Source organism: Afipia sp. DC4300-2b1 (genome assembly GCF_049895725.1).
Lineage (GTDB): Bacteria > Pseudomonadota > Alphaproteobacteria > Rhizobiales > Xanthobacteraceae > Afipia > Afipia broomeae.
Genome location: NZ_JAFCSX010000005.1, coordinates 302228 through 324094, shown reverse-complemented (window position 1 = coordinate 324094; position 21867 = coordinate 302228). Strand labels below are relative to the sequence as shown.

At 63.1% G+C, this 21867-nt stretch carries 15 protein-coding genes and 1 tRNA gene; 12 read left to right on the top strand and 4 right to left on the bottom strand.

The features are described from left to right. The first annotated feature begins 211 nt into the window (after positions 1 to 211). Both ACP7AL_RS21110 and ACP7AL_RS21105 read left to right on the top strand, forming a co-directional pair. Complete coding sequence (locus ACP7AL_RS21110; protein ID WP_006020497.1) at positions 212 to 511, top strand: HU family DNA-binding protein; 300 nt, start codon at positions 212 to 214, stop codon at positions 509 to 511. 372 nt (positions 512 to 883) lie between these two features. Further along, positions 884 to 1123 carry a hypothetical protein gene (locus ACP7AL_RS21105; RefSeq protein WP_006020498.1) on the top strand — a complete coding sequence of 80 codons (240 nt, stop codon included), beginning with the start codon at positions 884 to 886 and terminating at the stop codon, positions 1121 to 1123. 38 nt (positions 1124 to 1161) lie between these two features. Here ACP7AL_RS21105 and ACP7AL_RS21100 read toward each other — a convergent pair. After that, positions 1162 to 1238, bottom strand: a tRNA-Arg gene (locus ACP7AL_RS21100). Between the two features lie 312 nt (positions 1239 to 1550). Between ACP7AL_RS21100 and ACP7AL_RS21095 the strand changes: the two genes are divergently transcribed. From ACP7AL_RS21095 to ACP7AL_RS21070, 6 genes are all read left to right on the top strand, one after another. Beyond that, positions 1551 to 6773: an alpha-2-macroglobulin family protein gene (locus ACP7AL_RS21095; RefSeq protein WP_425994001.1), complete on the top strand. Its 5223-nt coding sequence runs from the start codon at positions 1551 to 1553 to the stop codon at positions 6771 to 6773. 260 nt (positions 6774 to 7033) lie between these two features. Beyond that, positions 7034 to 9073: a penicillin-binding protein 1C gene (pbpC, locus tag ACP7AL_RS21090; protein ID WP_425993999.1), complete on the top strand. Its 2040-nt coding sequence runs from the start codon at positions 7034 to 7036 to the stop codon at positions 9071 to 9073. Positions 9074 to 9123: 50 nt separating this feature from the next. After that, complete coding sequence (locus tag ACP7AL_RS21085; RefSeq protein ID WP_006020501.1) at positions 9124 to 10872, top strand: ArnT family glycosyltransferase; 1749 nt, start codon at positions 9124 to 9126, stop codon at positions 10870 to 10872. After that, positions 10873 to 11715, top strand: a complete 843-nt coding sequence (locus ACP7AL_RS21080) for a phosphatase PAP2 family protein (RefSeq protein ID WP_425993996.1) — start codon at positions 10873 to 10875, stop codon at positions 11713 to 11715. Positions 11716 to 11773: 58 nt separating this feature from the next. Beyond that, positions 11774 to 12529 (top strand): glycosyltransferase family 2 protein, encoded by a 756-nt coding sequence (locus ACP7AL_RS21075; protein WP_006020503.1) that lies wholly within the window; start codon positions 11774 to 11776, stop codon positions 12527 to 12529. After that, positions 12529 to 12867: a lipid-A-disaccharide synthase N-terminal domain-containing protein gene (locus ACP7AL_RS21070; protein ID WP_024919221.1), complete on the top strand. Its 339-nt coding sequence runs from the start codon at positions 12529 to 12531 to the stop codon at positions 12865 to 12867. The genes ACP7AL_RS21075 and ACP7AL_RS21070 overlap by 1 nt, the downstream gene beginning before the upstream one ends. A gap of 104 nt (positions 12868 to 12971) precedes the next feature. Here ACP7AL_RS21070 and metC read toward each other — a convergent pair whose 3' ends face one another. Continuing rightward, positions 12972 to 14168, bottom strand: a complete 1197-nt coding sequence (metC, locus tag ACP7AL_RS21065; protein WP_425993994.1) for a cystathionine beta-lyase — start codon at positions 14166 to 14168, stop codon at positions 12972 to 12974. A 248-nt stretch (positions 14169 to 14416) separates the two neighbouring features. Here metC and ACP7AL_RS21060 point away from each other — a divergent pair, with 248 nt between their 5' ends. From ACP7AL_RS21060 to ACP7AL_RS21045, 4 genes are read left to right on the top strand one after another with little or no spacing between them, the layout of a single operon-like run. Further along, positions 14417 to 15451, top strand: coding sequence for an amino acid ABC transporter substrate-binding protein (locus ACP7AL_RS21060; protein ID WP_425993992.1), 1035 nt, complete (start codon positions 14417 to 14419; stop codon positions 15449 to 15451). 20 nt (positions 15452 to 15471) lie between these two features. Beyond that, entirely contained in the window at positions 15472 to 16677 is a 1206-nt protein-coding gene (locus tag ACP7AL_RS21055) for an amino acid ABC transporter permease (RefSeq protein ID WP_425993990.1), read from the top strand. Next, complete coding sequence (locus tag ACP7AL_RS21050) at positions 16674 to 18191, top strand: amino acid ABC transporter permease (RefSeq protein WP_425993988.1); 1518 nt, start codon at positions 16674 to 16676, stop codon at positions 18189 to 18191. The genes ACP7AL_RS21055 and ACP7AL_RS21050 overlap by 4 nt, the downstream gene beginning before the upstream one ends. Positions 18192 to 18200: 9 nt before the next feature. Beyond that, complete coding sequence (locus ACP7AL_RS21045) at positions 18201 to 18941, top strand: amino acid ABC transporter ATP-binding protein (RefSeq protein ID WP_006020509.1); 741 nt, start codon at positions 18201 to 18203, stop codon at positions 18939 to 18941. A gap of 168 nt (positions 18942 to 19109) precedes the next feature. Here the strand turns inward: ACP7AL_RS21045 and ACP7AL_RS21040 are convergent, their stop codons facing one another. Together ACP7AL_RS21040 and ACP7AL_RS21035 are read right to left on the bottom strand one after the other, a co-directional pair. After that, positions 19110 to 20144, bottom strand: coding sequence for a cysteine synthase A (locus ACP7AL_RS21040; protein WP_425993986.1), 1035 nt, complete (start codon positions 20142 to 20144; stop codon positions 19110 to 19112). A gap of 208 nt (positions 20145 to 20352) precedes the next feature. Then, positions 20353 to 21582 (bottom strand): class I SAM-dependent methyltransferase, encoded by a 1230-nt coding sequence (locus tag ACP7AL_RS21035; RefSeq protein ID WP_425993984.1) that lies wholly within the window; start codon positions 21580 to 21582, stop codon positions 20353 to 20355. Positions 21583 to 21867: the final 285 nt, after the last annotated feature.

Below are 21867 nucleotides of genomic sequence, written 5' to 3'. Positions count from 1 at the left end.
TAACCGACTGGAAAGTTGGCGGCAAGGCGCCGGTTCGGCGCTGATTTTCCGATCTGTGCATACGCTAAAGCCCTGAATCACAGCACCCGGAGCTGAAAAACTGGGGACTTCATGCGAATTAAGTGCACTTTTGGCTTGGTATCGCGCTAATTCCAGCTTTGCAGACCGCAAACGACGTAAAGTCTGCAGGCACGAATCACTGGGAGCCAACATGGCAACGCAACTGACGAAGTCGCAGCTGATCGAGAAGATCGCTACGGAGAACGAAATCGCAAAGAAGGACGTCAAGGGCGTCCTCGAGACCCTCGCCAGCATTGGCTACAAGGAACTGAAGAAGTCGGGCGTGTTCCTGCTGCCCGGTTTCGCGAAGTTCGTTGTTATCAAGAAGCCGGCCACCAAGGCGCGCAAGGGCACCAACCCCTTCACCGGCGAGCCGATGACCTTCAAGGCCAAGCCGGCACGCAAGATCGTCCGGGCCCGCCCGGTCAAGGCTGCAAAAGACGCGGTCTGAACGACGACTGCCTGAATGCATAAAGGCCCGCCGGTTCATCCCGGCGGGTTTTTAGCAATGAACGCTTCGCGGACTTTCCAGGCCATCCTCGCGCGAAGCGGGTGCGGGTTGTGGCCTTGGAGGCTGCGGCTTTGCACTCGGCGGGATTTTCGCGGCGTCCGTCATCGGGCAAATTCCTTATGATGCGTTGCAGCATTACATAGGGCGTTTCGCTCCGAATCCCCGTCATCCTTTAGTCTTGGATGCTTCCGATGCTTCCGGCAGACCACAACCGCTGGTTCAACAATCTCCGCCTGCACGGCACTTCCCGCGATCGCCGGGAACGGATTCCCCATTGATATCTTAAACAATGGCGCATCCAGGAGCCCGGCCATGACAGACCAAATTCCCCCGCAGCCATTCATCTACGAAGGGCTGGACCCCGTCGAAGACGAGGATCGCTTCGGCATCGGCAAGCTGTCGGCCGCAGTAAAATCTCTCAGTGATCTTGTGGAGAGCGCCAAGAAGCCCGGCATGCCACTCAGCATCCTGAGCAATATTGCGCGCGAAGCACCGCTCGGGTCGCTGCTCGCGGCCTTTGTGCTCGGCATTGCAATCGGGCGGCGGCGCTGAGCTGAGCTCGACATTCTCCGGATGGATCTGGCACGAGTTGGCGATCCCAGCAGGATTCGAACCTGCAACCCACGGAGTAGAAATCCGTTACTCTATCCAGTTGAGCTATGGGACCGTTGGGGCCTTCATACCACCGCGATCGTGAAAAAACCGCCACCCGGCCGTGAAATTTCTGAACCTGTCCGAGGGCTCAGCCGACAAACCGGTGGGGCATACCCGAGGGCCTGCATTGCCTTTGGGGTCTCCCGACCTACAGTCGTGTTTTAGCCGGGTCAATGGCTGGGAGCGCTGCCTTGTGCCGCACATGTGCGGCGGTCGCGCGGAATCTTTTGGCCCGATATCGGTAAGACCATGAGTCTGTCACGATTCGCGCATTGTCTATATTTCAAGCGTCCTCGCTCAGCGTCGCCCGCAAGGAGTTTTCATCATGATTGGTCTGGTTCGCGCCATCTCGGTTTGCGCAACGCTCGCGCTTGGTCTGGTTTCAGCCCATGCTGCCGACAAGGCGTTCAAGCGGGATGACCTGGCGGACTCGGCGATCCGGCTCGAGGCCCAGATCAAGACCGAGGCCGGGATCATCAACAAGACCGTCGCGACGCTAAAGTCGGATACCGATGCCGCCTTCAAGCGCAGTGATCTGCGCGGCGCGCTGGTTCTGCTGGGACAGACGGCCGCCGTGGCCCCGGAGGACAGCGGCAACTGGCTGAGGCTGGCAAAGACCGTGTTCCAGATCCGCCCGTCGGATAACCGTGAGCGGACCTTCTTCCATGAGCGTGCGTCAACGGCGGCCTACATCGCCTATCAGCGTGCCGCGAATGCAGCCGAGGAAGCCGATGCGCTGGCGGTGCTCGGCAGCGCGCTGGCGGAGCGCAAGCTCTGGCGTCCGGCGCTCGATGCGCTGCGCCTGTCGCTTGACCAGAAGGAGGTCGCCGAGGTTCGCGGCCAGTATGAAAAACTGCGCGATGAAAAGGGCTTCCGGCTGCTGGATTACAGCGTGGATTCGGACTCGGCCTCGCCGCGCGCCTGCTTCCAGTTCTCGGAAGACCTCGCCAAGCGGGCCGACTTCAATCCGTTCGTCGCGCTCGCGGGCTCCGACAGCCCGGCGCTGACCTCGGAAGAGAAGCAGCTCTGCGTCGAGGGACTCAAGCACGGCGAGCGCTACACCATCAACCTGCGTGCCGGCCTGCCGTCGACGGTGAAGGAGACCCTGCCGAAATCGGCGGAGTTCAACATCTATGTGCGCGACCGCAAGCCGTTCGTGCGCTTCACCGGTCGCGCCTATGTGCTGCCGCGTACCGGCCAGAAGGGCATTCCTCTGGTCAGTGTCAACACACCGTCGGTGTCGGTGAACATTTTCCGTATCGGCGACCGCAACCTGATCAACTCGGTGCTGGGCAGCGACTTCCAGCGCAGCCTGTCGAGCTATGAACTGTCCGACCTCGGCAACGAGAAGGGCGTTAAGGTCTGGACCGGAGAGGTCGCGACTGCCGCCACACTCAACGCCGACGTGGTCACCGCATTCCCGGTCGATCAGGCTGTCGGCGACATGCAGCCGGGCGTCTATGTGATGACGGCCGCCGCCAAGGGACCGGGCTCCGGCGGCGACGACGATTCAAGTTCGCTGGCGACGCAGTGGTTCATCGTCTCGGATCTGGGCCTGACCGCGTACTCGGGCAATGACGGCGTCCATGTGTTCGTCAACTCGCTCGCCTCGACCGAGCCGACGGCGAATGCCGAGGTTCGTTTGGTGTCGCGCAGCAACGAAGTGCTCGCGACACGCAAGACCGACAGCGCGGGTCACGTGCTGTTCGAAGCGGGGCTGGCGCGCGGCGAGGGCGGGCTTTCTCCGGCCTTGTTGTCGGTCTCCGGCGACAAGGGCGACTACGCCTTCCTCAGTCTGAAATCGAATGCGTTCGATCTGACCGATCGCGGTGTCTCGGGCCGCACGGTGCCGGCGGGGCCGGACGCATTCGTCTACACCGAACGCGGCGTCTATCGCTCCGGCGAGACGGTGTACGTCACTGCGCTGCTGCGCGACGGCAAGGGCAACGGCGTCACCGGCACGCCGATGACGCTGGTGGTCGAGCGGCCCGACGGCGTCGAATTCCGCCGCACGGTTGTGCCCGATCAGGGCGCGGGCGGGCGAAGCCTGACGCTGCCGCTGAATTCGGCGGTGCCGACCGGCACCTGGCGGGTCCGCGCCTTCACCGATCCGAAGGCGCCGTCGGTGGGCGAAACCACCTTCATGGTCGAGGACTATGTCGCTGACCGGATCGAATTCACCTTAACTTCCAAGGCGAAGCAGATCACGGCTCAACTTCCAGCAGAACTTGAGGTCGATGGCCGCTTCCTCTACGGCGCACCCGCCTCGGGTCTGGCGCTTGAGGGCGACATGCTGGTGACGACCGCGACGGACCGTCCGGGCTATGCCGGCTACAAGTTCGGCGTCGCTGACGAGGAAACGGCGAGCAACGAGCGAACGCCGCTGGAAAACCTGCCGGAGGCCGATGCCAACGGCAAGGCGACCTTCAAGGTCAGCCTGCCGAAACCGCCGTCCTCGACGCGTCCGCAGGAAGCGCAGATTTTCGTCCGCATGGTGGAGACTGGCGGCCGCGCCGTCGAGCGCAAGCTGACGATTCCGGTCGCCCCCAATGACGCCATGATCGGCGTGAAGCCGCTGTTCTCGGACAAGAATGTCGCGGAAGGCGATCCTGCCAACTTCGATGTTGTCTTCGCTGCGCCCGATGGCAAGGCGCTTGCGCGCAGCGACCTGCGCTATGAACTGCTCAAGCTTGAATCCCGTTATCAATGGTACCGGCAGGGCTCGTCCTGGGATTACGAGCCGGTGAAATCCACCAAGCGCGTGGCGGACGGCGCCATCGCCCTGACGGCGGACAAGCCGGCGCGTATCCAGGTCGCGCCGCAGCCCGGGCGTTATCGCCTCGACGTGAAGACCGGCGACAACGATGGCCCGATCACCTCGGTCCAGTTCGATGTCGGCTGGTATTCCGACGGCAGCGCCGATACGCCGGACTTGCTGGAAACGTCCATCGACAAGCCGGAATACAAGTCCGGCGACACAATGGTTGTCTCCGTGAATGCGCGCACGGCGGGCAAGCTCACCATCAACGTGCTCGGCGACCGCCTGCTGACCACCCAGTCCGCTGACATCAAGGAGGGCCAAAACAAGGTCAACATCGCAGTCGGCAAGGACTGGGGCACGGGTGCCTATGTGGTCGCCACGCTGCGCCGTCCGCTGGATGCCGCTGCCCAGCGCATGCCGGGCCGCGCCATCGGCCTGAAGTGGTTCGGCATCGACAAGGCCGAGCGCACGCTCAAGGTCTCGCTCACGCCGCCCGCACTGGTGCGTCCGGGCACGCCGCTCAAGCTGCCGGTGAAGATCGAAGGTCTGAGCCGTGGCGAGGACGCCAAGATCGTGGTCGCTGCCGTCGACGTCGGCATTCTGAATCTGACCAACTACAAGCCGCCCGCGCCGGACGACTACTATCTCGGCCAGCGCCGCATGACGTCCGAAATCCGCGACCTCTATGGGCAACTGATCGACGGCATGCAGGGCACCCGCGGGCAGATCCGCACCGGCGGTGACGGCGCTGCTGCCGAGTTGCAGGGCAGCCCTCCGACACAGAAGCCGCTCGCACTTTATTCCGGCATCGTCACAGTCGGCGCCGATGGTACGGCAAACATCTCCTTCGACATTCCGGAGTTCGCCGGAACCGCGCGCGTCATGGCCGTGGCCTGGACCGCGACCAAGGTGGGCCGCGCCAACACCGATGTTACGGTGCGCGATCCTGTGGTGCTGACGGCGACGTTGCCGCGCTTCCTGCTCAGTAGCGATCGCGGCACCATGAACCTCGATCTCGACAACGTGGAAGGCGCTGCGGGCGATTACATCATCACCGTCAAGCCGTCGGGTCCGGTGAAACTCACCGGCAACCCGGCGACCACTATGCGTCTCCCCGCGAAACAGCGCAGCACCGTTGCGCTCGCCATCGATGCGACGGGCGGAGCAGGGGCTGCCGCGCTCGATGTCGACATCAAGGGGCCGAACGGGCTGACGCTCGCGCGGCACTATGACCTCAACGTCAAACCGGCGACACAGATTCTTGCGCGCCGTTCGGTGCGGACATTAGCCAAGGGCGAGAGCCTGACGCTGACGTCGGACATGTTCTCCGATCTCGTGCAGGGCACCGGCGGTGTGCAACTGTCGGTCGGCCTGTCTACCGCGCTCGATGCCGCCACGATCCTGAAAGCGCTGGACCGTTATCCGTTCGGATGCTCCGAGCAGATCACCAGCCGCGCGATGCCGCTGCTCTATGTCAACGATCTGGCGGCGGAGAACCATCTTGCGCTGGATACCGGCGTCGATCAGCGCATCAAGGATGCGATCGATCGATTGCTCGCGCGGCAAGGCTCCAACGGCTCGTTCGGCCTCTGGTCGGCGGGCGGCGATGACGCCTGGCTCGACGCCTATGTCACCGACTTCCTGACGCGGGCACGCGAGAAGGGCTTTGCCGTACCGGACGTGCTGTTCAAGACGGCGCTGGACCGCATCCGCAACTCGGTGGTCAATGCCGAGGAGCCGGAGAAGGACGGCGGCCGCGATCTCGCCTATGGCCTCTACGTGCTGGCAAAGAACGGCACCGCGCCGATAGGCGACCTGCGCTATCTTGCCGACACCAAGCTGAACAACATCGCCACTCCCATCGCCAAGGCACAGCTGGCGGCGGCGCTGGCGCTGGTCGGTGATCGTGGCCGCGCTGAGCGCGTCTATGCGGCGGCGGTGAACAGCCTCGCGCCGAAGCCTACGCTTGAATTCGGCCGCATGGACTACGGCTCGTCGCTGCGCGATGCGGCGGCTCTGGTCTCGCTGTCCAGCGAAGGCAATGCGCCGAAGGCCACGATCAGTCTTGCGGTCGAGCGCGTCGAGGCCGCACGCGGTCTGACGCCCTACACCTCGACGCAGGAGAACGCGTGGCTGGTTCTCGCGTCGCGGGCGCTGGCGAAGGAGGCGAATGGTCTCGCGATCACCGTCAATGGAGAAGCGGCAAAGAACGCGGTTTACCGCAACTATCGCAGCGCGGACGTCGCGGCGAAGCCGATCACCATCACTAACACCGGCGACACGCCGGTGCAGGCGGTGGTCGCGGTCACCGGCGCGCCGATCACGCCGGAGCCTGCGGCGTCGAACGGCTTCAAGATCGAGCGCAACTTCTTCACGCTCGACGGCAAGCCCGCTGACGTGAGCAAGGCAAAGCAGAACGACCGCTTCGCCGTCGTGCTGAAGGTCACCGAAGCCAAGCCGGAGTTCGGCCGCATCATGGTGGTCGATTATCTCCCGGCGGGTCTGGAGATCGACAATCCGAAGCTGGTGTCGTCCGGCGACTCGGGAACGCTCGACTGGATCGAGGACGGCGAGGAGCCGGAGAACACCGAGTTCCGCGATGACCGCTTCAGCGCTGCCATCGAACGCGAAGCCAAGGACGAAGCCGTGTTCACCGTCGCCTACATCGTGCGCGCGGTCTCACCCGGAAAGTACGTGCTGCCGCAGGCCTATGTCGAGGACATGTACAATCCCTCGCGCTACGGCCGTACGGGTACGGGAACCGTCGAGGTGACGAAGGCAAAATGAGCGAGAAGGCCGACCATAATTCTCGGGTCACCGGCGAAACTTCTCCGGTCGTCCCGGCGCAGCGGATGCATGCTCTTGCTTCACCTCTCCCGTGGGGAGAGGTCGGATCGCGAAGCGATCCGGGTGAGGGCGTAGAATCTATCGATGGATCGAGAGCCCCTCACCCCAACCCTCTCCCCACCGGGGAGAGGGGGCCGATTTCGCTCGCTGCAAGGTCGGCACCGCGGAGAGACATACTTCGCAGCTTCGCACTATCGACCATGGCTGTGTTTGCTTTCCTGGTCACCGCCACCATCTGGATCGCCTCACTCCCGCCGCTGCCATTCACCGACGCAAGGAAGGTCTCCACCACCATCCTCGACCGCAACGGCAAGCTGTTGCGCGCCTTCGCCATGGCGGACGGCCGCTGGCGGCTGCCTGCTCACGCAAAGGACGTCGACCCCGGCTATCTCAATCTGCTGCTGAGCTACGAGGACAAGCGCTTCCGCTCGCACATCGGTGTCGATCCGCTGGCGATGGGACGCGCCGCGGTCCAGCTCGTTACGCGCGGACACATCGTGTCCGGCGGCTCGACCATCACCATGCAGGTGGCACGGCTGATGGAGCCGCGGCAGGAGCGTTCGGTCACAGCCAAGCTGCGCCAGATGGTGCGGGCCATCCAGCTCGAGCGCACACTGAGCAAGGACGAGATCCTCGATCTCTATCTGACGCTGGCGCCGTTCGGCGGAAACCTCGAGGGTGTCCGCGCGGCCTCGTTCGCTTACTTCGGCAAGGAGCCTAAGCGGCTCTCGCTTGCAGAGTCCGCGCTGCTGGTGGCGCTGCCGCAGTCGCCGGAAACGCGGCGGCTCGATCGTCATCCCGAGGTGGCGCAGGCCGCGCGGGATCGCGTGCTTGCGCGCATGGTGGAAGACGGCCGCGTCTCCGCCTACGATGCGGCGCACGCCAGACGCGAGATCGTGCCGCGACTGCGCAAACCGATGCCGCTGCTCGCGCCGCATGCGACCGATCAGTCGCTCGCGATCATGAAAGATACGCCGCTGATTCAGCTCACACTGGATTCAACGATCCAGAAAGCGCTGGAGTTGCTGGCACGGGATCGCGCGATTGCACTCGGGCCGGATGTATCGGTCGGCATTCTCGCGGTCGACAACGAGAGCGGTGATGTGCTGGCCCATGTCGGATCGTCCGATTACTTCGACACAAGGCGTGCAGGGCAAGTGGACATGACCCGCGCGGTGCGCTCGCCAGGCTCGACGCTGAAGCCGTTTATCTACGGTCTCGCGTTCGAGGATGGCTTCGTGCATCCCGAAAGCCTGATCGAGGACCGTCCGATCCGCTACGGCAGCTACGCCCCGGAAAACTTCGACATGACGTTTCAGGGCACCGTCACTGTGCGCAAGGCCTTGCAGATGTCGCTGAACGTGCCGGCCATTGCGCTGCTCGACCGTATCGGCTCCAACCGGCTCACCGCGCGGATCAAGCAGGCGGGCGCGAACCTGATTCTGCCCAAGGATGAAACGCCCGGTCTCGCCATGGGCCTCGGCGGCGTCGGCGTCACACTGAATGATCTCGTCCGGCTCTATTCGGGATTTCCACGGCTCGGCGAGACGACAGCGCTGCGGGAAATCGTGCGGCCGGACGACGCAGCCGAGCCCGAGACGCGGCGTCTGCTCGATCCATCGGCCGCATGGCTAGTCGGCAATGTGCTAATGGGCACGCCGCCGCCGGACAACGCGCCGCATAACCGGCTCGCGTTTAAAACGGGCACCAGCTACGGGTACCGCGACGCCTGGTCGGTCGGTTTTGACGGCCGGATGACCATCGGCGTCTGGGTCGGCCGTCCTGACGGTGCCCCGGTTCCGGGTCTCACCGGCCGGACGGCGGCGGCTCCGATCCTGTTCGATGCCTTTGCACGCACCGGCAAGCTGCCGATGGCGCTGCCGAAAGCCCCGAAAGGAACGCTGATGGCGAGCAATGCCAAGCTGCCGCTGCCGCTCCGGCGTTTCCGTCCGTCTGGCGACTTCGTCCGGATCGGCAGCGAACAGGCACTGCGCATTCAGTTCCCCCTGAACGGCTCGCGGATCGACGCCTATGGCGGCGGCGAGACGGGCCAGTCGGCCATGCCGGTCAAGGTCGCGGGCGGGGTGCTGCCCATGACCATGATGGTTAATGGCGTCGCGGTCGGAAACATCGACAGCCGGCGCCAGAAACTGGTCGATCCGCCGGGGCCGGGCTTCGTCCGGCTGACGGTGATGGATGCGACTGGCGCGGCGGACACAGTCGTCGTGAGAATTCAGTAGAACCGGCCCAAGCTGTTGTCGGGCGGGTGGTTTCCGCGTATGCGGAACCGATGGCTGAGAGCTACCCAAGACCCCGATTTGGCGCGCCGCGCGAGCCCGTGGAACAGAAAAACCCGGGCAGTGGACTCGCGCGCGTCGTTGACGTCGCGGTCGGGAGCCATGCCCGCGCCGTCACCCTTCTTGTGCTGGTCGGCCTGCTGTTTTTCCTGCCCGGCTTCTTCAACATTCCGCCGGTCGACCGTGACGAAGCCCGCTTCGCGCAGGCGACGAAGCAGATGGTCGAGAGCGGCGATTTCGTCGACATCCGTTTCCAGGACGAGGTGCGCTACAAGAAGCCCGTCGGCATCTACTGGCTGCAGGCAGCCGTCGTGGAGACCGCATCCAAGCTCGGCCTGCCGCGCGCGCAGGTTCGCATCTGGCTTTACCGCATTCCCTCCATGATCGGCGCGATCGGCGCCGTGCTGCTCACGTACTGGACGGCGCTGGCCTTCGTGACCCGGCGCGGCGCGCTGATCGCCGGCCTGATCATGTGCAGTTCGATTTTGCTGGGTGTCGAAGCGCGCCTCGCCAAGACCGATGCGATGCTGCTGCTGACCACCACGGCCGTGATGGGCGCGATGGCGCGAGCCTATCTGTCGTGGCAGCGCGGCGACGACAATCCACATCCGTCGTGGACACTTGCGTTTGTGTTCTGGACCGCCATTGCGGGCGGCATTCTGCTGAAGGGCCCGCTGATCCTGATGTTCGTCGCGACGACCGTCGTGACCCTCGCGGTTCTCGATCGTTCGTCGGCGTGGCTGTGGCGTCTGCGTCCGGTCTGGGGATTGATGTGGACGCTGGTGCTGGTGCTGCCGTGGTTCATCGCGATCTTCCTCAAGGCCGGCGATACCTTCTTCGCAAATTCGCTTGGCGCCGACATGCTGAGCAAGGTCGCCAGTCCGCAGGAGTCGCATGGCGCGCCGCCGGGACTCTATTTTGTTCTGTTCTGGGTGACGTTCTGGCCCGGCGCTGCGATGGCCGGCATGGCGACCCCGGCGATCTGGCGCGCGCGCCGGGAACCCGGTGCGCAGTTCCTGCTGGCGTGGCTGTTGCCGGCCTGGATCGTCTTCGAGCTCGTCATCACCAAGCTGCCGCACTATGTGCTGCCGCTTTATCCGGCCATCGCCATCCTGATCGTTGGCGCGCTGGAGCGCAAAGTGCTGTCGCGTTCCGCATGGATCGTGCGCGGGTCGGCATGGTGGTTCGTGTTGCCGCTGATCATCACCGTCGCATCCATCATCGGAGCGATCGCGCTGCTGCGGCAGCCGGAGTTTCTGGCCTGGCCGTTCGCGGCCGGTGCGTTGATCTTCGGACTCTTCGCCTGGTGGATGTATGACGACACTCACGCCGAGCGTTCTCTGCTGAATGCGATCGGCGCATCGTGGTTCATGGCGGCGTGCATTTACGGCGTCGTGGTGCCGTCGCTTGCGCCGTTGTTCCCGAGCGTCCAGATCGCGCGTGCGCTGCGCAGCGTCGAATGCGTCGGACCGGCAGCCGCGGCCGCAGGTTTCCAGGAGCCGAGCCTCGTCTTCATGGTGGGCACGTCGACCGTCCTGACCAACGGCTCGGGCGCGGCGGACTTCCTGTTGCAGGGAAGCTGCCGGTTTGCGCTGGTGGAATGGCGCGAGGAGCGCGCGTTCGCGCAGCGCGCCGAGGCAATCGGGCTGCGTTACAACGCCGGCACGCGCATCGACGGTTATAACTTCTCGCAAGGCCGCGCGATTTCGGTCGCCATCTTCCGCTCCGAAGGTACGGAGTAAATGGCGACTGGACCCGGCGCGCGACCGGCAAATTATTTGACGCTGGTCGGGCAGGTTGCGTGGCAGTCGGTGGCGCGGCTGGTGCGTGCGCCGTCGCACTCGCGGCGTGCCGAGGCGCGCCGCGCTCTGGCGCGGAGATGGATCGGGGTGGCCGCACTGACGGCGATCGCCATCGGCATTCTGATGTTCGCAGTCGATGTCGCGGCCATCAAGCAGATGCCCGCGCGCGGCACTGCCAGCCTGTGGTGGCTGCGGATATTCACCGATTTCGGCAAGTCGACTTATGTGCTGTGGACGCTGGCGGGACTGCTCTTCGTCATTCTGCTGGTCCAGCCGTTGCTCAGCGACGTCTTGCGATCAATGCTGATCGCGTTTGGCGTGCGCATTCAGTATCTGTTCTTCGCGGTGCTGTTCGCGGTTCTGTGCGGCGAACTTCTGAAATACATCATCGGCCGGAGCCGGCCGTTTGTCGGCGGCGATGCCAACGCGTTTTTCTACCAGCATTTTGCGGGCAATCCGGCCTTCGAGAGCCTGCCGTCCGGTCACGCGACCACGGCGTTTGCGCTCGCCTTCGCCGTCTCCGCCGTGTGGCGGCGGATGACTCTTTTCATGTTCGTCTATGCGGTGCTGATCTGCGTCAGCCGGGTGGTTCTGCTGGCCCATCACCCGAGCGACGTGGTCGCGGGGGCGCTGACCGGCATCATCGGCGCGATGATCGTCCAGTACTGGTTCGCGGCCCGCCGCCTCGGGTTCAAAATCGTGAGCGGCGGGGCCATTGAAACCCTCGCAGGACCGTCCTGGTCCGCCCTGAAAAGGGTTGCCCGCGGGGCGTTCGCACCATAAGAAGCGGTCGCCCGGTACGGTTTTGACCGCGTTTTCGGGTTTTCGGACCCATCGAGATATGAACGATCAATCCAGCATCCCCGGCCTGCCGGCCCCCGACGTATCGATTGTGGTTCCCGTCCGCAACGAACAGGACAACGTCGCGCCGCTGATCGCCGAGATCGCGGCGGCGCTCGATGGCCGCTGGGCCTATGAGATCATCTACGTCAACGACGGATCGACGGATGCAACCGGCGAGCGGCTCGCCGCCGAGATGAAGGCGCGCGGTAATGTGCGCCAGATCCGGCACGCCGCCTCAAGCGGCCAGTCGGCCGCGGTGCGGACCGGCGTTCGCGCGGCGCGGGGAAAGATCGTCGCGACGCTCGATGGCGACGGGCAGAACAATCCGGCGTTTCTTCCGGCCCTGATCGAGGCGATCGAGAAGGGCGGCGACAAGGTCGGCCTCGCGGCGGGACAGCGCGTCGGCCGCAAGGACACCGGCTTCAAGCGGTTTCAGTCGCGCGCGGCCAACGGCGTGCGCAACGCGATCCTGCATGACGGCACCCGCGACACCGGCTGCGGATTGAAGGCGCTGCGCCGCGACGTGTTCCTTGCTTTGCCATATTTCGATGGTCTGCATCGCTTTCTTCCGGCGCTGGTGCGGCGGGAGGGTTACGACATCGTCTATGTCGATGTGATCGACCGTCCTCGGCATTCCGGCGTGTCGAACTACGGGTTCTTCGACCGGCTCTGGATCGGGATCATGGATCTTGCGGGCGTGTGGTGGCTGATCCGCCGCAAGAAATCCACGCCGGTCGCAACGGAGGTGACCTGATGCTGATTCAGTTCGGTCAGGATCTTGGCAATTATCTCTACGATGTGTTCGTCGCGAAGTTCGATTTCTGGCTCGCGTTCGGCCTGATCGCGCAGTTGCTGTTCACGGCGCGGTTTCTCGTGCAGTGGATTTCGAGCGAGCGCGCCGGCCAGAGCGTCGTGCCGATGGCATTCTGGTTCTTTTCGATGGGCGGCGGGTTCATGACCCTGATCTACGGCATCGCCAAGCGCGAGCCGGTGATTATTCTGGGGCAGGGTCTGGCGACGATCATCTATATCCGCAACATCATGCTGATCCTGAAGAACCGCGGGTCGGGATCGAAGGTCGAGAAGAGCTGAAAAGCCAGCACCCCGTCATTGCGAGGAGCGCAAGCGACGAAGCAATCCATTCTTGCACGTCGCTATGGATTGCTTCGCTTCGCTCGCAATGACGAAAAGTGAGATTACGCCGCCGCCTTCAACGCCGCGAAACCTCGCTCAAGATCGGCCTTCAGGTCGTCAAGATTTTCCAGACCGATGTGGAAACGCAGCGTCGGCCCGCCCGGATTCCATGTTGTAGCCGTGCGATAGGACGCGCAGTCGAACGGAATGACGAGGCTCTCGAAGCCGCCCCACGAATAGCCCATGCCGAACAGTGTGACCGTGTCGAGGAACGCATCGACCGCCTGCTTCGACGCCGGCTTCAGCACGATGCTGAACAGGCCCGTGGCGCCGGTGAAGTCGCGCTTCCAGATCGCGTGTCCCGGATCGGTCTCCAGCGCCGGATGAATGACCCGCAAAACTTCCGGACGCGATGCGAACCAGCGCGCCATCTCAAGACCCGCCTGCTGGTGATGGGCGAGGCGCACGGACAGCGTCCGGAGTCCGCGCAGCGCGAGAAAGACATCGTCGGGTCCAGCGCAGACGCCGAGCAGCCGAATCGCTTCGGTGATCAAAGGCCACGTCTTTGCGTTGGCCGAGATCGTCCCGAACATGATGTCCGAGTGGCCGCCGATATATTTTGTTCCGGCCTGAATGCTGATGTCGACGCCCTGATCGAGCGAGCGATGAAACAGCGGCGTCGCCCAGGTGTTGTCGTCCACAACCAGCGCGCCCCTGGCATGCGCGACGGCCGCGATGGCCGGAATATCCGGCATCTCGAATGACTGCGATCCCGGCGCTTCGACGAGGACGGCCCTGGTGTTCGGCTTGAACAGCTTCTCGACGCCTGCTCCGATCAGCGGATCGAAATAGGTGGTCTCGACGCCATACCGCTTGAGCACGCTGTCGCAAAAGTTTCGTGTCGGGCGATACACACTGTCGATGACGAGTAAGTGATCGCCGGCCTTGAGAATCGCCAGCAGCGCTGTGGAAATCGCAGCCACGCCGGACGGCGCCAGTCCCACGCCGGCACAGTTCGGTCCTTCCAGCGCCATCAGCGCCTGCTGGAGCGCCTTGGTGGTCGGCGTGCCGTGCCGCCCGTACTGAAACTCGCCGCGGTGGGCATGGAGGTCTTCGGCGGTCGGATAAAGCACTGTCGAACCGCGCACGATCGGCGGGTTGATGAAGCCCTTTTGCGCAACGGTGTCGCGTCCGGACGTGACCAGTTCGGTCTGCGGATCAAGCGGTTTCGAGGAATGGCTGTCTTTTGGGGAAGTCATGTGACGATCACTTGTGCAAGACATCTTGCCGCAGCCGCGGAGCGGACTGCTCGACAAAAGGCAATGTGCTGCCTTATGGGTCAGTAAGCTGACCGCAATGGCGGACGTCAACCCCTTGACCCGTCGCGTTCGGCGTTCTGTTATGCAGACCAGATATTTAGCTGGGATTTGTGTTGCTTCAGCAGGATCATTTCGCTCCGTGCGACGTTGTTCGTCGCCGACGCGGAATTGCCGGGAAAGGTCGTTCTATGAAACGGGTATCGCTCGCTCTTATTCTCGCAGCATTCGCCATTCAGGCAGCCCACGCACAGTCGCAGGACAAACCGAAGGACCGGGGCACGCTTCAGAGCATCAAGGATCGCGGAAGCCTGTCCTGTGGCGTCAGCCAGGGTCTGCCCGGATTCTCGGCCCCCGACGACAAGGGCAACTGGGCCGGTCTCGACGTCGACGTCTGCCGCGCCCTTGCAGCGGCGATCTTCAACGATCCGACCAAGGTGAAGTTCGTGCCGCTGTCGGCGAAGGACCGCTTCACAGCCTTGCAGTCCGGCGAGATCGACGTGCTGTCGCGCAACTCGACCTGGACGCTGTCGCGCGATACCTCGCTCGGCCTGAACTACACCGGCATTTCCTACTACGACGGCCAGGGCTTCATGATCCGCAAGTCGCTCAAGGTCAATTCGGCGCTGGAGCTGAACAGCGCGTCGATCTGCGTGCAGACCGGCACCACCAACGAGCAGAACGTCTCGGACTACTTCAAGGGTAACAACATGAAGTATGAGCTGATCGCGTTCGGCACCGCGGATGAGACGGTTAAGGCCTACGAGTCGGGTCGCTGCGACGTGTTCACCTCGGACGTTTCGCAGCTTTACGCCGAGCGCCTCAAGCTCGCCGCGCCGAACGATCATGCGGTTCTGCCGGAAGTGATCTCGAAGGAGCCGCTCGGCCCAGTGGTCCGTCACGGCGACGACCAGTGGTTCGACATCGTGCGCTGGACTTTGTTCGCGATGATCAATGCCGAGGAATATGCGATCACCCAGAAGAACGTCGACGAGATGGCGAAGTCCAGCAAGCCCGAACTCAAGCGGATTTTCGGCACCGACGGCAATCTCGGTGAACAGCTCGGTCTCACCAAGGACTGGGTCACGCGCATCATCAAGGCGACCGGCAACTACGGCGAATCGTTCGATCGCAACGTCGGCGCGGGCTCCAAACTCAACATCGCTCGTGGACTGAACAAGCTCTGGAATCAGGGTGGTCTTCAATACGCGCCGCCAATCCGTTGACGGCATTGCCGGATACGGCAATGGCAACCGAGCCACGCAAGCCTCCGCTGCAACTGGTTGCACGGCTTCGCCGCGCACTTGGCGGGCAGGCGGGATGGGGCGGTGTGATCGTTCAGATCCTGTTCGTCGCGGCCGTTGTCTGGATTGGATATGAGATTGTCGAGAACGCGCGGGCCAACCTTCAGGCGCAGCGGATCGCGTCCGGCTTCGGCTTCCTGTCGAACACTGCGGGCTTCGCTGTCAGCCAGGCGCTGATTCCATATTCGGAGACCGACACCTATGCGCGGGTGTTTTTCGTCGGCCTGCTGAATACCTTGTTGGTTTCTATCGTCGGTATCATCATCGCGACCATCATCGGCGTGCTCGTGGCGCTGGGGCGGCTGTCGCCGAACTGGCTGCTGGCGCGGATTTCCGGCGGCTATGTCGAGCTGATCCGCAACCTGCCGCTGCTGTTCCAGATCCTGTTCTGGTATCTCGCCGTGCTGGCGACACTGCCAAGCCCGCGCCAGAGCATCTCGCTGCTCGGGACCGTCTTCCTGAGCAACCGCGGATTGATCGTTCCCGATCCGGTACCGCAGCAGGGATTCGGCGTGTTCGTGGCGGCTATCGTGATCGCTATCGCGGCGTCGCTGCTGATGCGCTTCCATGCCCGCAGGCAATTGTTTGCCGCCGGTGTGAAGGTGACGATCTGGCCGTTCGTGCTGGCGATGTTGGTCGGTCTTCCCGCGCTGGCCATCCTGATTTTCGGCGCGCCGTTCGCATTCGACATGCCGCAGTTGAAAGGTTTCAATTTCGCCGGCGGCGCCAAGGTGCTGCCGGAGTTTGCCGCGCTCACCATCGCGCTCTCGACCTACACCGCAGCGTTCATCGCCGAGATCGTGCGTGCCGGCATCCAGTCCGTGCCGAAGGGCCAGATGGAAGCGGGCGCATCCCTGGGGTTGTCGCGCGGCGAGACGCTGCGGCTGGTGGTGATTCCGCAGGCCATGCGGGTGATCCTGCCGCCGCTGACCAATCAGTATCTCAACCTCACCAAGAACTCGTCGCTCGCGGTCGCCATCGGCTATCCCGATCTGTTCTCGGTGTTCGCCGGAACGACGCTGAGCCAGACCGGACAGGCGGTCGAGATCATCGCGCTCACCATGGGCGTTTATCTGCTGATCTCGCTGGTCACGAGCGCGATCATGAGTTTCTACGGCTGGCGTCTGAACCGGAGCCTTGCCGCATGACGGAGCAGACCGCGTCATTCGTGCGGCAGCAGATTGCCGAACCGCGCCGCGCTCCGGTCCGGACCACGGGCGTCATCGGCTTTGCGCGCGAGCGGCTGTTCAATTCGCCGCTCAACATCATGATCACGCTGATCGGCGCTGCGCTGCTGTGGCTGATCCTCGTTCCCGCCGTGAAATTCCTGTTCGTCGATGCCGTGTGGCAGGGCAGTGATCGCAATGCCTGTCTTGAAGCGAATGCCGGGCGGGTGGTCGGTGCGTGCTGGCCGTTCGTGCAGGCGAAATTCGATCAGTTCATCTACGGCTTCTATCCGGAGGACCAGCGCTGGCGGGTCAATCTGACCTTCGCGCTCGGCGCACTTCTGCTGCTGCCGCTGCTGATCCCGCGCGCGCCCGCGAAGGCGCTCAACTCGGGGCTGTTCTTCGCCGCCTATCCCGTCATCGGCTTCTTCCTGCTGCGCGGCGGCGGACTGAAGGGCTTTGCCATTCACTGGCTGGCCGATCTCGGGTCCGGACTGGCTTCCAGCTTCCAGGACGCGGGCGCACGATTGGCCTCCACGGCAATCGTGGGACCCTTGGGGCAGGGGCTGTCGTTTGTCGGCAGACTGGTCGGATGGATCGGCGACGGACTGGCCATCCTGATCTGGCCGGTTGAATGGTTGCGTGACTACATCGAGCGTTTCCCATCTCCGCTGTGGACCGATCTTGCCGCGACCGCGATCATCGTTTCGTTGCTGATGTTTTTCCTGACCGGCGGATTCCGCAACGGCTGGCGGGCGCTGTTCAAGAGCATTGCAATCTTCGCCGGAATTGCCGCCGTGATCGTGGTGATGGGCCTCGACAAGGGGGGCCTGCCGATCGTCGATACCCGCTCATGGGGCGGGCTGCTGGTGACGCTGGTCGTCTCGGTCACCGGGATTGTCGCGTCGATGCCGGTCGGAATGATCCTGGCGCTCGGGCGGCGCTCGACCATTCCGCTGATCCGGGTGTTTTCGATTGCCTTCATCGAATTCTGGCGCGGCGTTCCGCTGATTACGGTGCTGTTCTTCGCAACCTACATGCTGCCGCTGTTTCTGCCGGGGAACTTCACAGTCGATGGTCTGGTGCGGGTGCTGATCGGCATCGCACTGTTCGCCGGCGCCTACAATGCCGAGGTCATTCGCGGCGGCTTGCAGGCCGTGCCGCGCGGACAGGCGGAAGCCGCCAGTGCGCTCGGCCTGTCCTACTGGAAGACCACCGGTCTGATCGTGATGCCGCAGGCGCTGCGGAATGTCATTCCGGCGCTGGTGAACAGCTTCATTGCGCTGTTCAAGGACACCACGCTGGTGCTGATCGTGGCGATCTTCGATCTGCTCGGGCAGTTGCGGGCGTCGTTCGCCGATCCGAACTGGGCGACGCCGACGACGCTGTTCACCGGCTTCGCCTTCACCGGAATGATCTACTTCGTGTTCTGCTTTGGAATGTCGCGCTATTCGCTGTTCGTGGAACGGCGCCTGAATGTTCACAAGAATGTCTGAGATGAAACCATGACCGCAGACGCAATCGTCAACATCTCGGGCCTCAACAAGTGGTTCGGCGACTTCCATGTGCTGCGCGACATCGACATGGCGGTCGGCCGCGGCGAGCGCATCGTGGTCTGCGGGCCGTCCGGCTCCGGCAAATCGACGCTGATCCGCTGCATCAATGCGCTGGAGGAATTTCAGGAAGGCCGCATCGTTGTCGACAATATCGAGCTCGGGCCCAACCTGCGCCACATCGATGCGGTGCGCCGCGAGGTTGGCATGGTGTTCCAGAGCTTCAATCTGTTTCCGCATCTGACCGTGCTGGAGAACTGTACGCTGGCGCCGATATGGGTGCGCAACATCCCGAAGAAAGACGCCGAAGCCGCGGCGATGAAATATCTCGAGCGTGTGCGGATTCCCGACAAGGCGAACAAGTATCCCGGCCAGATTTCAGGCGGCCAGCAGCAGCGCGTGGCGATTGCCCGAGCGCTCACCATGAATCCGAAAGTGATGCTGTTCGACGAGCCGACCTCCGCGCTCGATCCCGAGATGGTCAAGGAAGTGCTCGACACCATGGTCGATCTGGCGAAAGAGGGCATGACCATGCTGGTGGTGACCCACGAGATGGGCTTTGCCCGCGAAGTCGCCGACCGCGTGGTGTTCATGGACGCAGGGCAGATCGTCGAAGCCAATACGCCGGAGAAGTTCTTCTCGAACCCGCAGCACGCGCGGACCAAGCTGTTCCTCAGTCAGATTTTGAGGTGAGCTGATATGTGCCGTCATCCTGAGGTGCGAGACCTTGCGAGCCTCGAAGGATGACAGTGGATGAGCGCGTTCTCGACGCGGCGGAGAGACGTCTAGAACGCTTCACGTCATCCTTCGAGGCTCGCCGCAAACTGCGGCTCGCACCTCAGGATGACGTTCCGTTCACACTCACACGAACGGCGGCTTGATCGTGCTCTTGCGCTCCAGCCATGCGGGCACCGGCAAATTCTTCGAGCGCAGGAACTCGGGGTTGAACAGCTTCGACTGATAGCGCGTGCCGTAGTCGCACAGGATGGTCACGATGGTGTGGCCGGGCCCGAGATCCTTCGCCAGACGGATGGCGCCCGCGATATTCACGCCCGACGATCCGCCGACGCAGATGCCTTCGTTCTCAAGCAGGTCGAACACGATCGGCACGGCTTCCGAGTCCTCGATGAGATAGGCCTTGTCGACCTTGATGTCCTCGATGATCGGGGTGACGCGGCCAAGGCCGATGCCTTCGGTGATCGATCCGCCCTCGGTCGATTTGACCTCGCCATGATCGAAGTAGTTGTACATCGCCGCGCCGCGCGGATCGGCGACGCCGATCTTGATGTCTTTCTTCTTCTCGCGCAGGAACGTCGCCGTGCCCGCGAGCGTGCCGCCGCTGCCGATCGAGCAGATGAAGCCGTCGACCTTGCCGTCGGTCTGGTCCCAGATTTCGGGACCGGTCGAGACGTAATGCGCCTTGCGGTTGTCGAGGTTGTTCCACTGGTCGGCGAAGATGACGCCGTTCTTTTCTGTCTTGCGCAACTCGTCTGCAAGACGCCGGCCGACATGCTGATAGTTGTTCGGGTTGCTGAAGGGCAGCGCCGGCACTTCGACCAGTTCCGCGCCGAGCAGACGCAGCACGTCTTTCTTTTCCTGGCTTTGCGTTTCCGGAATCACGATGATGGTGCGATAGCCCCGCGCCGCCGCGACGAGGGCGAGGCCGATTCCGGTGTTGCCCGCGGTGCTCTCGACGACCAGACCGCCGGGCCGCAGGTCGCCGCGCTTTTCCGCTTCGAGGATCATCTGTTTGCCGGCGCGGTCCTTCACCGACTGCCCGGGATTCATGAACTCGGCCTTGCCGAGAATTGTGCATCCGGTCTCTTCGGATGCGCGCTTCAGCTTGATGAGCGGGGTGTTGCCGATGGCATCGATGACGTCTTTGCGAATGTGCATTGGGACCGGATGTGTGAAGGACGTTTGGAGAAGGATGATCGTTCAAGGACAGAACCTAGCAGGCTGCTTCCCGAGTCACCACCCGTCATTTCCGAGCAGGAGCGATGAGCTGATCGTCATTGCGAGGAGCGAAGCGACGAAGCAATCCATGTCATTGTTGATCCAAAGATGGATTGCTTCGCTTCGCTCGCAATGACGGAGAGTTATGTTAACCTGATTTGGCGAATACGACCTGACGCACGTCGATATTGCCGGACAGGAATCCGGCTTCGCAGTAGGCAAGGTAGTATTCCCACAGCCGCCGGAAGCGCTCGTCGAATCCGAGAGGCATCAGGTTCGGCCATGCGGCGCGGAAGTTGTCTCTCCATGTCGCAAGCGTCTTGGCATAATCTTCTCCAAAAATGCGCTCACGGATAACGGGGACGCCGAACTTCTCGCCCAGCGATTTCAGCACCTGCGGCGACGGCAGCATGCCGCCGGGAAACACGTAGCGCTGGATGAAGTCGACCTCGCGCCGGTAGGCGTTGAAGAACTTGTCCTGAATGGTAATCGCCTGAATTCCGGCGAGGCCGCCGGGGGCAAGGCGGTCCCGAAGCTGGCTGAAATACTGCGGCCAGAACTCCTCGCCGACGGCCTCGATCATTTCGATGGAGGCGATCCGGTCATATTGTCCGCGCTCGTCGCGGTAGTCCTGAAACCTGATCTCGACCTTGTCGCTGAGGCCCGCGGCCTGCATCCGCTTCAGCGCGAAATCGCGCTGCTCGGTGCTGATGGTCAGCCCGACAACCCTGACGTCGTAGTTCTTGGCGACGTACTCCGCAAAGCCGCCCCAGCCGCAGCCGATCTCCAGCACTTTCTGTCCCGGCTGAAGGTTGATCGCCTCGGCGAGACGCCGGTACTTGTTGTGCTGCGCGGCCGTGAGATCGTTGGTGCCGTCCTCGAACAGCGCCGACGAATAGGTCATGCTCGGGTCGAGCCATGCCGAGTAGAACGAATTGCCGATGTCGTAGTGCGCGTAGATGTTGCGGCGTGCCTGCCGCCTGGTGTTGCGGTTGAACCAGTGGCGCAGCGACTGCACGAACCGCGCAACCGGTTTGCCGCCGAGCATAGTCTGGATCAGATCGTGATTGACGCAAAAGATGTAAAGGAACTGCGTCAGGTTGGGCGTGTCCCACTCGCGTCGCAGATAGGCCTCGGCAATGCCGATGTCGCCGCCTCGCGCCAGCCGCCATGCAAATCCGTAGCTGTAGATCGTCATTTGCGCGGCGGGGCCGGGCTCGAGACCGCCGCAGCGCACCGTCCGGCCATTCGGCAGGGTGACGTCGAGGGTGCCGCGCCGGAGTCTCGAAGCGAACTTGAATGCAAACCGGACCAGTCGGGGAACATCCGGCAAAACCGCCTCGACATTGTCGGGGGTCAGGATGATCGGGTCAGACATCGCGCAATTCCATCAGTATGACGTGGCTCTGTGTCCAACTCTTTTGCTCGCGCGCCGGCCGCTTTCCGCCGAACTGTCCTTCGCTGTTGGTCTTGCCACAATTCTTGCGCCCTTTAGCCAAAGACGCAAGGCCGGGTATCATGGTGTGAAGGTCACGTCCGGCCTGCGGCCTCGGACGCCGGCTCCGGATGAAATCTTTGTAAGGCTTGCCGCCGTTCAGGTCGATGAACGCAGGAAACCCTTTGTTTATGGGGATAAGTCGAATTCCGGACCTGACACCCGGGA

What these genes read in the sequence shown, in the direction of transcription:
- ACP7AL_RS21110 (WP_006020497.1), top strand. Translation starts at nt 212, where the DNA reads ATGGCAACGCAACTGACGAAGTCGCAGCTGATCGAGAAGATCGCTACG.
- ACP7AL_RS21105 (WP_006020498.1), top strand. Translation starts at nt 884, where the DNA reads ATGACAGACCAAATTCCCCCGCAGCCATTCATCTACGAAGGGCTGGAC.
- ACP7AL_RS21095 (WP_425994001.1), top strand. Translation starts at nt 1,551, where the DNA reads ATGATTGGTCTGGTTCGCGCCATCTCGGTTTGCGCAACGCTCGCGCTT.
- pbpC (WP_425993999.1), top strand. Translation starts at nt 7,034, where the DNA reads ATGGCTGTGTTTGCTTTCCTGGTCACCGCCACCATCTGGATCGCCTCA.
- ACP7AL_RS21085 (WP_006020501.1), top strand. Translation starts at nt 9,124, where the DNA reads ATGGCTGAGAGCTACCCAAGACCCCGATTTGGCGCGCCGCGCGAGCCC.
- ACP7AL_RS21080 (WP_425993996.1), top strand. Translation starts at nt 10,873, where the DNA reads ATGGCGACTGGACCCGGCGCGCGACCGGCAAATTATTTGACGCTGGTC.
- ACP7AL_RS21075 (WP_006020503.1), top strand. Translation starts at nt 11,774, where the DNA reads ATGAACGATCAATCCAGCATCCCCGGCCTGCCGGCCCCCGACGTATCG.
- ACP7AL_RS21070 (WP_024919221.1), top strand. Translation starts at nt 12,529, where the DNA reads ATGCTGATTCAGTTCGGTCAGGATCTTGGCAATTATCTCTACGATGTG.
- metC (WP_425993994.1), bottom strand. Translation starts at nt 14,168, where the DNA reads ATGACTTCCCCAAAAGACAGCCATTCCTCGAAACCGCTTGATCCGCAG.
- ACP7AL_RS21060 (WP_425993992.1), top strand. Translation starts at nt 14,417, where the DNA reads ATGAAACGGGTATCGCTCGCTCTTATTCTCGCAGCATTCGCCATTCAG.
- ACP7AL_RS21055 (WP_425993990.1), top strand. Translation starts at nt 15,472, where the DNA reads ATGGCAACCGAGCCACGCAAGCCTCCGCTGCAACTGGTTGCACGGCTT.
- ACP7AL_RS21050 (WP_425993988.1), top strand. Translation starts at nt 16,674, where the DNA reads ATGACGGAGCAGACCGCGTCATTCGTGCGGCAGCAGATTGCCGAACCG.
- ACP7AL_RS21045 (WP_006020509.1), top strand. Translation starts at nt 18,201, where the DNA reads ATGACCGCAGACGCAATCGTCAACATCTCGGGCCTCAACAAGTGGTTC.
- ACP7AL_RS21040 (WP_425993986.1), bottom strand. Translation starts at nt 20,144, where the DNA reads ATGCACATTCGCAAAGACGTCATCGATGCCATCGGCAACACCCCGCTC.
- ACP7AL_RS21035 (WP_425993984.1), bottom strand. Translation starts at nt 21,582, where the DNA reads ATGTCTGACCCGATCATCCTGACCCCCGACAATGTCGAGGCGGTTTTG.